The organism is Clostridium swellfunianum (assembly GCF_023656515.1).
Taxonomy (GTDB): Bacteria; Bacillota; Clostridia; order Clostridiales; family Clostridiaceae; genus Clostridium_AT; species Clostridium_AT swellfunianum.
Genome location: NZ_JAMOFV010000006.1, coordinates 3,651,207 through 3,665,570, shown reverse-complemented (window position 1 = coordinate 3,665,570; position 14,364 = coordinate 3,651,207). Strand labels below are relative to the sequence as shown.

Annotated in this window: 15 protein-coding genes and 1 pseudogene; 4 read left to right on the top strand and 12 right to left on the bottom strand. The window is 34.0% G+C overall.

Features of this window, described 5'->3' with window-relative positions; all coding sequences use genetic code 11:
- The first annotated feature begins 96 nt into the window (after positions 1-96).
- From NBE98_RS17255 to NBE98_RS17245, 3 genes are all read left to right on the top strand, one after another.
- Positions 97-342, top strand: a complete 246-nt coding sequence (locus tag NBE98_RS17255; protein ID WP_250816255.1) for a hypothetical protein — start codon at positions 97-99, stop codon at positions 340-342.
- A gap of 31 nt (positions 343-373) precedes the next feature.
- Positions 374-829 carry a GNAT family N-acetyltransferase gene (locus NBE98_RS17250; RefSeq protein WP_250816254.1) on the top strand — a complete coding sequence of 152 codons (456 nt, stop codon included), beginning with the start codon at positions 374-376 and terminating at the stop codon, positions 827-829.
- 83 nt (positions 830-912) lie between these two features.
- Entirely contained in the window at positions 913-1,887 is a 975-nt protein-coding gene (locus NBE98_RS17245; RefSeq protein WP_250816253.1) for an ROK family protein, read from the top strand.
- A gap of 336 nt (positions 1,888-2,223) precedes the next feature.
- Here the strand turns inward: NBE98_RS17245 and NBE98_RS17240 are convergent, their stop codons facing one another.
- The 9 genes and pseudogenes from NBE98_RS17240 to NBE98_RS17200 form a co-directional block, all read right to left on the bottom strand.
- On the bottom strand, positions 2,224-4,062 hold the full coding sequence (locus NBE98_RS17240; RefSeq protein ID WP_250816252.1) for a hypothetical protein: 1,839 nt from the start codon (positions 4,060-4,062) through the stop codon (positions 2,224-2,226).
- Positions 4,062-6,263, bottom strand: coding sequence for a hypothetical protein (locus NBE98_RS17235; RefSeq protein ID WP_250816251.1), 2,202 nt, complete (start codon positions 6,261-6,263; stop codon positions 4,062-4,064). Before NBE98_RS17235 ends, NBE98_RS17240 begins: the two co-directional genes overlap by 1 nt.
- A gap of 168 nt (positions 6,264-6,431) precedes the next feature.
- On the bottom strand, positions 6,432-6,989 hold the full coding sequence (locus NBE98_RS17230) for a DUF2087 domain-containing protein (protein ID WP_250816250.1): 558 nt from the start codon (positions 6,987-6,989) through the stop codon (positions 6,432-6,434).
- Complete coding sequence (locus tag NBE98_RS17225; protein WP_250816249.1) at positions 6,990-7,397, bottom strand: hypothetical protein; 408 nt, start codon at positions 7,395-7,397, stop codon at positions 6,990-6,992.
- Between the two features lie 268 nt (positions 7,398-7,665).
- Positions 7,666-8,916, bottom strand: a complete 1,251-nt coding sequence (locus tag NBE98_RS17220; protein ID WP_250816248.1) for a DUF6179 domain-containing protein — start codon at positions 8,914-8,916, stop codon at positions 7,666-7,668.
- 54 nt (positions 8,917-8,970) lie between these two features.
- Positions 8,971-9,441, bottom strand: a complete 471-nt coding sequence (locus tag NBE98_RS17215) for a DUF6323 family protein (protein WP_250816247.1) — start codon at positions 9,439-9,441, stop codon at positions 8,971-8,973.
- A 231-nt stretch (positions 9,442-9,672) separates the two neighbouring features.
- Entirely contained in the window at positions 9,673-10,416 is a 744-nt protein-coding gene (locus NBE98_RS17210) for an ABC transporter permease (RefSeq protein WP_250817614.1), read from the bottom strand.
- Positions 10,403-10,759, bottom strand: a pseudogene (locus tag NBE98_RS17205) (AAA family ATPase); the annotation flags it as partial. The gene NBE98_RS17210 and the pseudogene NBE98_RS17205, both read right to left, overlap by 14 nt.
- 19 nt (positions 10,760-10,778) lie before the next feature.
- Positions 10,779-11,543 (bottom strand): MerR family transcriptional regulator, encoded by a 765-nt coding sequence (locus NBE98_RS17200; protein ID WP_250816246.1) that lies wholly within the window; start codon positions 11,541-11,543, stop codon positions 10,779-10,781.
- A gap of 391 nt (positions 11,544-11,934) precedes the next feature.
- Between NBE98_RS17200 and NBE98_RS17195 the strand changes: the two genes are divergently transcribed.
- Positions 11,935-12,555 (top strand): GyrI-like domain-containing protein, encoded by a 621-nt coding sequence (locus tag NBE98_RS17195; RefSeq protein ID WP_250816245.1) that lies wholly within the window; start codon positions 11,935-11,937, stop codon positions 12,553-12,555.
- A 179-nt stretch (positions 12,556-12,734) separates the two neighbouring features.
- Here the strand turns inward: NBE98_RS17195 and NBE98_RS17190 are convergent, their stop codons facing one another.
- The 3 genes from NBE98_RS17190 to NBE98_RS17180 all read right to left on the bottom strand — a co-directional run bounded on the left by NBE98_RS17190 (position 12,735) and on the right by NBE98_RS17180 (position 14,306).
- The gene (locus NBE98_RS17190; protein WP_250816244.1) at positions 12,735-13,202 is read right to left on the bottom strand and encodes a staygreen family protein; all 468 of its coding nucleotides are present in this window, start codon (positions 13,200-13,202) and stop codon (positions 12,735-12,737) included.
- Between the two features lie 182 nt (positions 13,203-13,384).
- Positions 13,385-13,750: a hypothetical protein gene (locus tag NBE98_RS17185; protein ID WP_250816243.1), complete on the bottom strand. Its 366-nt coding sequence runs from the start codon at positions 13,748-13,750 to the stop codon at positions 13,385-13,387.
- 103 nt (positions 13,751-13,853) lie between these two features.
- Positions 13,854-14,306 (bottom strand): putative immunity protein, encoded by a 453-nt coding sequence (locus NBE98_RS17180; protein ID WP_250816242.1) that lies wholly within the window; start codon positions 14,304-14,306, stop codon positions 13,854-13,856.
- Positions 14,307-14,364 lie beyond the last annotated feature (58 nt).

Here is a 14,364-nt window from a genome sequence, read left to right as displayed (position 1 = left end):
AATTCCAAGATAAGATATGTATACTTAAAAAACATTAATGAACATATTCTTTTATAGCACAGTAGTAAATTATTCCTGAATTAAGGAGTCTTTGTTATGACGAAAAAAGGATTAATATTTATCATTCTTTTAGGAATTCCTTTAGTTTTTTATATAGCAAGAAACAATCCAAATTTTTTTTATTCTATAGCTGAAGATACTGTAAAATCAATATATTGCGAGTACTATATGGAAGGCACTAAAATCCTTCCAGTAAATGAAGCAGATAAACAGATTATTATATCCGAAGTAAGCAAAGCTAAACAAACAAGAAAAATAAAGGCTCCAAAAATTGTAGATTAAGGTGTAATAAAAAATTTTAGTGGAGGTATGTATGTTTCAGTTTTTAGAACTTAATGACTTAAAAGATGATGAAATTAAATTAGTTTTGAAAAGTCAGGACTTGCCTGATTATGAAAAGGGAATTTTACCAAGATACGGGTTTTCAATAATACATATCAACAATAATGAAGATATTGGCGTAATTTATTTCGTAGTAGACAATACACGGAGACAATATTTAAGAGGTCATCTTAGTTATGGTATTTCCCCTTATTATTTTGGGCATAATTACGCCATGAAAGCATGTAAACTTATTAAGCAAGTTGCATTGGCTCATGGATTTAAGCGTTTGTTTATAGGGTCTGGGCATGATAATACTGCATCAAGAAAAACAATAGAAAAATTAGGGGCCACGCTTATTACTATAAATGATGTTCCTGACGATGAAATTATACAAAACTTGCATGCAGAGAAAATAGATATGTATGTTTGGGATATTATAGCATAAGTATTATTTTTATTACGCCTTATTTAAATATGGCGCAATTGTAAATTAATATGCAATAAAGATATGATAGTTAGGAGAGAACTATGGTTAAGTATTACATTGGAATAGATTTAGGTGGAACCAATATTAAAGGTTGTATATTTAATAAGGACCTGAACGTAGTGTATGAGCAAAGGCTTTCAACAGAAGCCGATAAAGGGTCTGAACATGTACTTAATAGAATTCATAAATTAGTTACTATAATGTTAAATAATACAGGATTAACAAATACAGATATTGCATGTATGGGCATAGGTGTGCCAGGATTATTGGATATTAATGAAGGTGTGTCAATGTTTTCACCAAATTTTTCGGACTGGGAAAATGTGCCTATAGTAAAATGGTTTGAGGAAAAATTACATATGCCAGTATTTATAGATAATGATGTTCGTGTTAATTTGTATGGCGAGTGGTATTTTGGGGCTGGGAAAGGAAGTAAAAATGTTGTTTTACTGACATTAGGAACTGGCCTTGGTTCTGGGATTGTTATGGATGGACATGTTTTATATGGAGCAACAGGGAGTGCAGGAGAAATCGGGCATATGAACATGTACCGTGAAGGGCGTCCTTGTAAATGTGGAAGTTCAGGTTGTTTAGGTCGTTATGTTTCAGCCTTAGGGATGTTACGTACACTAAAAGAAAAAATAGAAGGTGGGCATTACAGTATTATTTGTGAATGGGTTCATAATAATTTATCAGAGATCACTGCAAAAATGGTCTCCGAAGCATATGACTTAGGTGATACAGTTGCAATTGAAACCTTACATGAAACAGGAGAAATACTCGGATTTGGGCTCGTTAATGTCATTAATTTATATAATCCTGAAATAATAATTATTGGGGGCGGTATGGCAGCTGCTGGCGAAAGGATTTTACAAAAGACCAGAGAAACTATAAATAGTCGTGCTCTTAAAATTCCCAATGAAAAGTGTACCTTAACAACGGCACTTTTAGGAGATTCTGCTGGAATGGTTGGCGCTGCGATTTATGCTAAACAGAAATTAGAGAATAATATGTAATTGAGCTAGTTCAGAATATTATCATATGATTAGCTAGCTCAATACATAGGTTAGGAAATCATTATAAAGTTATGTGAAACTAACTTGTTCTTGTAAAGGGGGAATTATGGATAAGTATAAAAAGTTACCTTTTTCCTCTGCGAGAGATTTGGTGCTATATAAAATATTTTGATGTATCTGGCTAATAAATGGGCTAAAAAGTATTTTGAATTTTTTAAGTGGATGGCAGTCATGAGCTTGACTTTTAATTTCAATATTCTTCTTAAACATAACCTTAAATAAAAACCTGAGGTACGTTAGGATATTATTTGTCCTAACGCACCTCAGGTTTTGTGTTTAATTAAAGGCTTTTTTAAAGCTGGCAATATATAAAAGCGTTAATATATCCTGCTTTCCAGCGCTGTCTAGCATAGTATTTTCCTCGTGATTGTAGCCTACCACGGGAATAATATTATCCATATCGTAGTATGGGAAATACATAGTGTGCCAGAACATTTTGTATAGATAGTCGCTGAAGCAGTTGTTTTTCTTTCCTATATCAGTAAGAACTTCATACATATTGAGGCTAGACAGCTTTTTCCTATTTTCCTTAATTATATTATTAAGAGATTTTGTAATTAGCTCATCTATGCCTTCAGGTTTTGTCTTAGAAATTGCCGCTTCAAGCTCTGCAAGGCTTTTATCCTCTGCTGCTGAAATTTTTACAAGTGATTTTTCCCAAGCTGAAACAGCATCAAGGTTCTTTCCAAAATAACTTCTCATAAACAGTACAAAAAGAAAAGCCATATCCTTCTCATCAAATTCAGATATTCTGGAATGAGCTGTCCAATTTCTAACACACTTGAGAACTGCAGCTATGCTGCACTGCAAAAGCTTCTTTCTGTCGTATCTATTTATCTTTGGTTGAGACACAAAGGCCGCTTCATAGGGATGACTTAATTGTTTAATAATCTGCCTGTAAAGCTGCTTTCTTCCGTTTTCCTCTGGCTCTCTTAAAGGCAAAGCCTCCTTTAGCCAATAAAGCATGTCCTCAAAATACTCTATATCATATATTTCCTTCTTTTCATTGGAGAAAATCTCTTCTTCTATATAGTTATATGCTTCGACACTATACCTTTTTCTAAGCTTTGTATTATGTTTTCCATCAACAATTTTATAAAAAGGAAGTATGCCTTCCATAGTATTGTTAATATCGTTCTCATAATTAAAGATCAAACCTCTCAGCTTGCTTTTACCATAGGAATAACTGTTTCTATAGGGTTTATATTCTTCCACAAGCTGAGCATTAAAATCCTCCTGCTTTTGCTTAAGCATAGCCTTAGCCTTATTAAGATAGCTTAAGTATTCAATACAGCCCTCGATTATTCCGGAGCGAAGGGCATAATAGCTGTTTTTATCTAAATTCTTGAGCCATTTAACAAGCCCTTTAGCCTCTGTTTTATCGCTGGTTGCATAATACTTATTTGCACTCTTGCTGAATTTTCTTTCTGAAGGAATATTTATGCCTGCCTCGTGAAAGGCCTTAAAGCTTTTTTCTATATTATTTTGTTCCTTTGTAGCTTCAGCTGCTGCAGATATTTCCTCTAAAGAATTAGAGGAGCTGTTGTTTATACTCTGAAGGCCTTCAAAGGCATCCTTATAAAGACCTGCCTTAAGCTGCTTTATTACATTGTTTATCGGATATTTCAGCGCATTAACAGTGCGAAGATAAGCAAGGCTTAGATATACCTGCTGCTCAATTTCGGCAAAGCTTTGTGCTGCACCGGTTTCCTTCAGCATACCGCTGCTTGCCATAAGCTTAAGAAGCTCATTAATCCTCTCAGCATAGCCCTTTATGTCATCTTCATTAATATAAGCGCTTAAAAAAGCTATTCTATTATTAGGAAAGCCCTTGTCCAATAATTTAAGGTATATATAAAAGCCGCCGTCTGTACTGCTCCCATTTTTAAGCCTTTCCTGAGTTACTATGCCTTTAAGCTTATCTAAATAATCATCATTTTCAATTGCTATATTTATATCCAATATGGCAGCATCAAATTCTCCAAAATTATTATCTATAATATCCAGAGCCTTGTTAAGGGTGTCTGCATAGAGCACCCTTTCAGGCTCAAGGTTATAGGTTTCGCAGTAAAGCTGCTTGTCTCTTATGTCATCATCCACACAGAGATACTTCATTATATATCCTCCTCTTCATCTGAGATAAGTCCTTTGTTCATGAGAAGCTTGATGGAGTAAACACTTTCAGAAATGTTGCTCTGCACATTCCTAAGCTTTTTGCTTCCATTAAGCATGCCCATGAATTCCTCCATGGCCTCAAGACCTTTATGGTTGCCGCCTGTATAGATATTTTTATCCTCTATAGGGTTTATAACTTCGATGGATACATAATCCAGAGCCTCCACCACCTCGGATTTCAGCAGCAGCTTTATATATGCACTTGATTCCTTCTTGCCATAGGTTAGTGCATTGAAGAAGAGCTCCATAAACCTTCCAATGAGAAAGGAAGCACAACCGCTGGTTGGGTCAATGGTTATTGAGCTTAGGCTTTCATCTATATCAAAGGATATATTAAAGGCCTTTGAGGAAAACCACTGGAAAACCTCAACATTTCCTTGAAGCACCTGGTTTTCAAAGGAAGCCATAAGCTCCTCAGTATCGATTCCAGAGGTTTTAAAGCTGCTTTTAATCCACTGGCATCTGCTTGAGTTATCAAAGAAAACTCTCAGCAGAACTCTTTTAAAGGCATAGTCAATAAAATAAGGCAGCCCTTTTGCAGAGCTTGACTTTGATATGCCTTTTCTTAAGTAAGCCTGAAGCTGTTCTGGCTCTGCAGAATGAGACAGCTTAAGTATCTCACATTCGTTCTGCATCATGATTTCATCGTTGTAGACCTGCATAAGAGTTACATAGTAGTCCCTTAACTCATCATGCTTAGCTAAAGCCTCAGCAACCTTGTAAATTGCATTTGGCTTTAAGATATTGGTCCAAATATGAGAAAAGTCTTCCACCATTCTCCTATTTTTCATGTTTAGCCTATCAGCCTTTTCCCGAAGCTCCTTCTCCACCTGATTTCTTTCTCTGGTGGTGTCCAGGGTTTTCAGGAAAACATCAAAATCAAGTTCAAAGTTTGAGTTGATAACAAGGCTAGGCAGATAATAGCCTTCCAAAGAGCTACCAAGCTTGCTGTAAAGCTCATAATCAAGGTGCTCAAGATAACTGTATATGGTGTCCGTCTGAGCATAGGTCATCCTATACAGGTCATCTGCAGAGGGCATCTTGCAAAGCAGATTAAAAAGCTTGTAGTAGTAGCCGATTTGATAATCTGGACAGTGGAAAATAGCACTGTCAAAGTCCTTTTCCTCCACAAGCTTAAGGTATTTAAGGAAGCTTTCCTCCTGAACATACTCTAGTATATCCTCGGTAGTGAGAGGATTTTCATAAGCTTCATCATAGTCCTTTTTTATGCGGTATTCCTCACATACGAAAAGGAACACAGCAAAAATGGAAGCTGCTGAGTCATAATCCTTTTCCTCGCCCATGGTATTATCCCATATAAAATCTATGGTTATATCCCTAAGCTTAAGGTAGGCTTCAAGAGCAGTTTCAGCAGTTTTTCTTGTGGTGCTTTGGTAATAATCCTCGCCGATTTTACCCATTATGTCGGCTGAAGAATAAAATGAAGCACCCCTCCAGCTTTTCTTCTGCTTATTTAAAGCCTTCATCTGCTGAAGAACACTCTTGTCAGCTACAGCTTCAAAAATGATGTCATCATTGGACTTAAGTCCATGATTTTTAAGCCCATCATCAATTAAATACTTCATTCTTACATGAAGATAATTGTCATAGGCAGCTATTAGCTCTCTATTGAGATAATAGGTTTCCTTATAGCTTTCAAAGCTTTGAACAATAGTGCAGTGAAGCTCAAACTGCTTCTTTAAGTAGCTTTCAAAGGTCCTAAGAATTTTCCTTGAAGCCTCCGTTACTACCTCTCTTTCCTCCATTTGCTCGTTGTTGTAGAAATCTACAGCAAGGTCCCTTATGCTTTGGGTAAAGACATGTGTATTTTTTAAAAGAGTAACCTTCTCAAAAGAATCCAGCATGTTTTTGCTTCCTGCCCAAGCAATTAGGGTTTCAAAATCGTACTCCAGATCGTACTCACTGAAGTAGCCGCCTTCCTCCAGCTTATTGACAAAGTCGATAAACAAGCCATAAGCTGTTTCAAACTCTTCAGGCTTTGCATCTACAAAGTCCAAAAGTTCTTCCTCAAGTGTTTCAACCAGCCACTGAAGATTTTCGCTGTTTTTTTCAGCGGACTCTAAAAAGCTGTAATAACCATATTGCAAGTGTATTTCAAAAGTACTTATATCTTTTCCCATAATATCAACCTCCAATAATTTATGAACTATAATTATTTCAAAGCAAATCTATCGCTTGAAACTATTTTAATTATAGTCCACAGAGCCTTTGGCAACTATTCAAAAACTATGCGAGATTGAGGTTATTATATCATAAAGGGGTTGCTTTAGGTTTTTTAATTGTGCCTATCACTGCTTCTTATCCATCAGCTTATAAATACCATTTTGTCTTTCCAATATATTAAACCCAATCATTTCTCTTCTAATAGTGCAAAAATCATCATGAAAATCCGCAATGAGTATATTAACTTCTCTTTCAGCATATGACCTGCCGCCTTCAAAGCTCTCAGCAATCTTCTCCAATACAATTTTTCTTTTCTTTTGCTGAACTGGAATAGACTTTAGCTTTCCATATTCGAAAAAGGCATCTAACACATTTTGTTTGTACTTATCTTCTCTTTCGGTTTGTACATCCTTTTCTGATTTTGCAACACTGATTAGATCATTCAAACTAAGAGATAATATATCTTCATTTAAATGATAAACTACATAATATTGCTCTTTAGAAGAGTACACTAGGTTAACTTCTTCCAGCTTCTTTAAGTGAAAGGATATTGTTGATGGGGAAAGTTTTAACCTTTCTGATAATAGTTCTACATACATAGGACTTTCTTTTAGGTTATTTATTATTAATAATCTTGATTTATCTGACAAACATTTAAATAATTTAATGCTATCCTTCTCCATTTAAACCTCCTTGCAAAGCCTATTGAAATGTTTTTCAAATAGCTTTTTAACCTGTTCTGCTGTTTCCAGCTTAATTTGTTCAATGTAGTATTCTTGCATCATATTATGTTCCTTATCTTTAAGCATCTTCTCTCGCCAAGGCTCTGGTATTTTGTTAAAGAAATCATAGTAGGTTTCAGCAAGCTTCCTCAGTTCAACTATCTCAGACTCCTCCTGCTTGCAGGCTTTTCTGTAGCTTACATTAAAGAGCTTAAAGAAAATATCTCCTATATTGGACTTTATAGTTTCTAAAATTGCTTCATCGCTTGAGCCCTCTTCAGCGCGCCTTTCAGAAGCTTTTTTATAAGTACTTATTAAGGCTTGAAGCTCCTTTAAATATTCTTCCTTTAACTGTTCAATTAGTGTCATCTTAATTCCCCCAATTCTAAGTTTCATTTTTACAAAGAGTATATTTCCCCATTCATTTCCATACCCTTTATTACATGATAGCTACAAAAATACTTGTTGTCAATATATTTCGATGATTATAGAATTAATAAAAACACTAGTAATTAGATATGCCGCAGAATTTTATCCATGGGCACTCCAATTACTAGCACTTAATAATATTATCTTCACAATTTTTAGTACTGCTAACGATTAAACATTAAATAAGGTCTTATGGCTGCAGGTTTTACTATTGTTTATCCAGCATTTTTGTATACTCCCTAAATTTAATTTCCCATTGCGAATCTGAACTATATGCTTCGCCTTTACTATCTAAAAATTGTTTAAGAACACAAAGTTCCTCTTCTGAAAGTGTTTTAAACAAATCTAATGCTTCCTCTTCCCAAAAACACACGCTCAACACTTCCACCAAATCACTCAAGCTATGAATCTCTTCTTTTACCATTGCTATCTTGTCAGAAATAAATCTACAATCATTTATTTCATTGATTAAAGTACGCAGCCTTTCATTATCCATAGCAGCGTTATCTATAAATTCACTTTCTTTTGAGTCCTCTTCATATTTAAAGGATAGAAATACATTATCAATATTTCCTGTGGATAATCCTACTTCAATTCTAGGATAGATGTTTACAACTGTCATTTGAATATATTCTATATTCTCATTAGCTGCTATTCCTAAAGTCTCACATACTCTCTTTGCTGAGCTCCTTAATTTTGCCATAATTTCAGTTTTAGACAAGTTTCTAAAAACCCTTAATAAGGTTTCTCTTTGCAGGGGGGAGATTGCTAATGTAAATATATCCTCCCCTAAAATCTCTAGTCCTACAGCATTTGTCAGCATCGGTTCAAAAATATTAATGAGTAATCCCTTATAGTCAGTGCAATAGCTATTTAAAATACCTCTCATATTATCCTTATCAAAACAAATGCAAAATTCATTTTCAATAAGCAGAGCTTTCAAGTATTCCCTTATATATTCGATTCCCTGTAGTTTTTCTGCTATAGGGTTAGAAAGCTGATAATCTATGCTGCAGCTTATGCTATGAGCGAAAAATCTATAATCATATTTATTAAAGAATTCACCTATTTCATTTAGTGTATCCATATAGGATATGTTTTCTACTTTAGGCGAGCTTTTTCTAACTGCTTCTAATAGTTTCTTTCCTTCCTCCATCAAAGAAGCAATTTTTATCCAAGAGGCTTTTAATAACTCGCTAATATCTTCTTCTATCAATACTTTGCTTACATTCACTAACCCTTTTAATTCTAACTCCAATGAAAAACAAATTGAGTTAAGCAACTCTTCAGCTGTTTCTATTGGAACTGATGTGCTATCCCCCATGGTATATCTTTCAATGTGCTTGCCAAGGAAGCTCCATATTTTTACCTCAATAAGCATTCTTTCTTCTTCATTTATATTTTTATCTATTTTAATATTATCTGAAAAAGTCAATAAACTCTTGTTGTTTTCTTGCATAGACCCTCCTGTATTCCTTATACTGCACATAAAGAATATTAATCTTTATGCCTCCTAAAATTCATGTCCATATATATCTGTATCATTAACCTGATATCCATATCTTGTATTTCTGCAAAGATCCTCTAAAGTAGTTCCACTTAAATACTCCAAGGATCCTTGACATTTTCCATCAAAGTGCCTTTTCATAAACTCTATAAGTTCATCGTCAGAAATCTGATCCATCGCTTCATTTTTAAAAAAATAAAAGCATTCCTGAAGCTCCATTAATGTATCTTTATAATTCTGCTGCATTATATAAGGTGAATCACAGAAGGCTTCCACTATCTTTTTCAAAATTCCTTCACAAAACTCAATTCTTCCTGTGTCTTTTAACGCCTTAAAACGGTTTTCAACCAATTCACTAACATCTTCATCCGATAAAGCTAATCCATACTTAATTGTTATTTCATTGCAAGCTTTTAATTGAATTGCAGCTTGTTTTTTTTGCATATCTTGAAATACTACAGCCATATTTTTATCCACTATAATCACCTCTACATATACTGTACTGCTACCTCTAGCACAGTACAAGACTTGACATTTTGTCAATTTTATGGTAATATATAACCATAAAATACTTCCCGATTTGAGAGTAAATCCGGGAAGTATTTTTTCATATTATTATTTAATTTTTCTTATAGCCAATGGTAAAACTTCGCTAACAAGTAAGGTTTTGAAACCTGTTTCTTCATTTCTTATAGGAACCTTCAAAACTTACTCCCACTTAAAAAATTTAATAGCTATTCCGCTGCAAACCAACGGAAGAACACCAATAATATAAATTGGTATTACTGCATTATCTATGCTTAGGTTAAGTGATGCACTTTTTAAAAACTTTATCCCCTGGGTTAAAGGAAAAATATCTGCCATCTTTTGAAGCGCTGCTGGCATAACCTCATATGGTAATGTTGCTCCCGAGAAGATAAGCATAGGAAAATATAAAATACCTGCAATTACACCTGCTGTTTTAGTATTTTTTGCTATTCCACCTACCATAAATCCAATGCTAAACATTGATATCATTACTAATGCATATGCTCCTAAAAAATTAATCCAGGAACCTCTAAATTGAAAATTAAAAAACACCTTAGCTGTTAAATAAACAAGTATTAATGAAGCAATGGCATATAGAGCATAGATTACTCCTTCAACAGCTAAAATCATAGATGGACTTACAGGTGTTATCTTAAATCTTTTTAATATTTTTCTGTGACGATACTCAGATAATACTAACGGCAAGCCCATAACCCCACCTGCACAAATGGCAATGGTTGATATTGCAGCAAAGGATTGCTCCAGAAAGGTGAAAGCTGCTCCAGGAAAAGCTGGGTTATTACCATAAATAACACCTAAAATAATAGTTACTACTACAGGCATACAAATTGCAAAGATGAACATATCCATGCCTCTTAGGGATAACTTTAACTCAGTTATTAACATTGTTCTAAAGACTTTCATCATCCAATTCCTCCTCATCTACAAACCATAAATAAGCATCCTCAAATTTTTCAAATGGACTTAATGACACTGCTTCTCCAACTGTTTCATTGAAATCTATTACTCCATTTTTTAAAATACATATTTTATCGCACAGAATTTCAACCTCATCCACGAAATGAGATGTTAAAAAGATTGTGAGTCCTTGCTTCTTTAAATTTAACAAACACTTCCACACATCTCTTCTAGCCTTTACATCTAGTCCTGTGGTAAGTTCGTCTAGGAATACTACCTCTGGTCTCGGAATTAATGCTAGTATAATAAATAATCGTTGCTTTTCCCCTCCTTCAGATAAAAGAATAACACCAGAATAAAGCCTGGTGTTAAAATGTAGAGTTTGTATTAAATTTGGTTTTCATAACTTCTAATTGCTTAAGCATAATCTGCGCATTTTTTTCTGCATCACTCAAGGAAGTAAGAAGCCTATCACATGCTGTAACAATCTCCTCATCCTCTTTCGGTCTATTAATTACCTGTCTAATATCAATTTCCTTACATTCTGATATGGCATTCATCATTCTTAAAATTGCTGAAAGAGAATAATTAGCACAACGCAAAGTACGTATTATCTTTAATCTATTAATATCACCTTCAGTATAAACCCGATATCCATTCTTCTTCCTCTTAACAGTAAGTAAACCATTCATTTCCCAATTTCTTAATGTGTCCATTGTGACTTGCAGGTAATCTGCAGTTTGTTTTCTTGTGAAAAATATACAGTTATCTTTAGCATCTATTCCTAATAAAAGCTTCTTTGAAAGTTCTATGGCTTCTTCTGCATTTTTTCGCTCTTGTTTTATCTGATTTATATAATCATTAGTACAGTTGATTGCTTCCGAAAGTTGTCCCCTGGCAGATAACTTAACAACATTGATTATCTTCTTTCTAAGCCCGTTTTGCAGAACCTCTACTTTAAAAGCAGTTCTCGCAAGTTTAAGCTGTTCTATATGATAGTCAATAAATACTCTATATCCGTTTGGTAATCTACTTGCCTCTGGTATTAATTTAAGTTTTTCGTACAAACGTACAGTGTTGGAATGCAATCCAACTTTTTTAGCTACTTCTGCTGTTTTATATATCTTATCCATACTACGCTAACCTCCATACTATTATCATAACACTAATACAAAGTCTGGTGATATAATGGAGAGTTCTATTTACTTCTTTAAATCCCCAGAGCCTTCTCCCAATTTCTCTCGCAGAACGAAAAGTTAACTTGTTAAAAATATAAAAATATAACAAGTTAACTTTTTTTATTTTTAACTTTTTACTCTGCTAGGAATTTAGGACATTTGAAAAAAAAAATTCGATGCATGCTGCACCAGATAAAATTAAACCATAGAGTAGTTAATATTTATTTTGCACTTTACTGGAATTGCAAGCTGTAAATTATGTATAATAAAAAAGTAAACTATTGAACAATAAAGTTTGATGGCGAGTTACCTTACTAGATAGGAATGTATAAGAGGAGATATACTTATGAAGCATGAATATAGAAAACATGAAAAAGAACTCTATTGTCCTAAGACTAAAGCAGAGCTTGTAAAAGTTCCTAAACAAAAATTCTTTTGTATAAAGGGTAAAGGTAATCCTAATGATAAGGATTTTTCTGAAAGGATAGGCGTTTTATATTCTCTTGCTTATGCAGTTAGAATGATGCCTAAAAACGGATTCATACCAGATGGCTATTTTGAATATACTGTTTACCCCTTGGAGGGATTGTGGGATCTAACAGAAGAAGGCAGGAAAAGTGAAGTCTTGAATAAAGATGAATTATTATATACTATAATGATTAGGCAGCCTGATTTTGTTAATGACGAGATTGTGGAAAAAGCCTTTGAAATTGCCAACAGGAAAAAGCCAAATCCCTTACTTAAAGAAGTATATTTTGATGAAATAGAGGATGGTTTGGCTGTTCAAATAATGCACATAGGCTCTTATGACAATGAGCCAGAGTCATTTAATAAAATGAAAGAATTTATAGAAAACAATGGATTAAAGATTAAAACCTTAGTTCATAGAGAAATATATTTATCTGATTCAAGAAAAGTAGAAAAAGATAAATTGAAAACTATATTAAGATATAGTGTACTAAAATAATAATTTTACACTAGTCAACACCAAGCTATAGCTGCAAATGCACAGCTTGTATTTACATTATTTATAAAATTAACCTTAGGCAATACATATCAGTGCCTAAGGTTAATTTTATTGCTCTTAATACAGTTCATATTTTCTAATTTTAATCATTTTTATAATTTTTTATCAAACCTTTATCCCTAGCACCTATTTGAGCTAGTAATATCGTAATTTGAGAAAGTTCCCCAGTTTTCTACTTTATTATATTGTGGGATTGATGACATGAAATATACTACTATGGGGGCATTATCCAGCTCAGGGTGTGCCTTAAACAATTTTCTGTCTCCATATCTGATAGCTTCTAGGGCAAGGGGAAGCTCACGCCTAAATACTTTGTCCCTTATACCTGCCACAAATGGTCCAAACTGTCCGTCTACATACAGATAGGCATAATAAGCATATGATGTTCCGTGTCTCATCCATTCACCCAGTACTTCGTCTCTCATTGCATTAATTTTATCATAGGCGTAAGTTAATCCAATTGTTAAAAATAGTTCTGCAGTTATATCAGAATGAGTTAATGTATAGCGTCTTTTAATAATAGGTTCTACTGCAGTAACACCAGCTCTAAATTCAACTGATAGCTTTTCTGGGTTTAATCTACTCATTTAACCGCCTCTTAAATATTATTATCTTGGTTCTAATACTATAAGAATTTCTAGTAGTTCAGCACCTCCGTAAAAGACTTTATACTATTGTATGAGAAAGCTGATATATATGTTATACATAAAAGGCTTTCCTGCAGTTTTTTATAGATTGTCCAGCTTATTCCTGTGCTGATAATTGAATATTAGCCCCTTTTACTAATTTCTGCTATTATCAATGATTTTGAAATATACATTGCTTTTATTATGTTCTTAAGGCGGGTGTGATGGCCTGTGCCCTCTGCAAATTTCAGCTGTGCTTTTTCACATTTGCTTATAATTGATGATACTGGTGTTAGTGCTTGTGTCAATTCTTCTTTTGTATATTTGTTCGTAACATCCTCATCTGTTATTAATGCTTTTGAAATATACAATGCTTTTATCCTATTCTTAAGCAGTGAGTGTTGTGAGGTACCTTCAGCAAATTTTGGCTGAGTTTTTTCGCAGTTATCAATAGTTGAGGTTACAATCTGTAGTACTGCAGCCAATTCCTCTGTTGTATATTTATCCATGGATTTTCCTCCTTTTAGTCGGAAGCACTGAGCAATTTAGCTCTCTCGCTCCCGCTCGAAAATTACTCGTTGAAGTCCATTTAGGACTTCAACCTCCTTTTATTTAGACACTTTTCACTAGTTCAATTTGAAGCTCTCTTTCTTTCTTAACTTCCTCTAAATCATTTGGGTACATTAAATTTATCAAAGTGATTGCATAATCTGAAGCAATTAAGGCGTGCCACTTAACATGAGGCACCGCAGCAACCTGCCCCATTGTCCTTAACACCTTTACTCTCACAGGGTCTTTTTCTTCGCGAGCTAGTGTATGCATCTTAAAGGCAACGTTTCGCGCATCCTGGAATTTCACTTTTCCCTCTTGCCATTTTAGGTTTATTTCAAAGCATTCAGCAATGTCACTGTTTTTCTCAATTTTGCTAATTTGTAAAATATGTTCAGCTAATAGCAAACCATACTTGGACATCTGTTTATGCGATTTACTCTCACTAAAATCTATTAGACTTACTTTTAATTCTGGAATATCATCAATTTTTTTTATTATACCGACACAATTCATATAGCTATGCCCATCTTTATGTTTTCCTATAATAAACCTCCCTTAAACTTGTTTTATT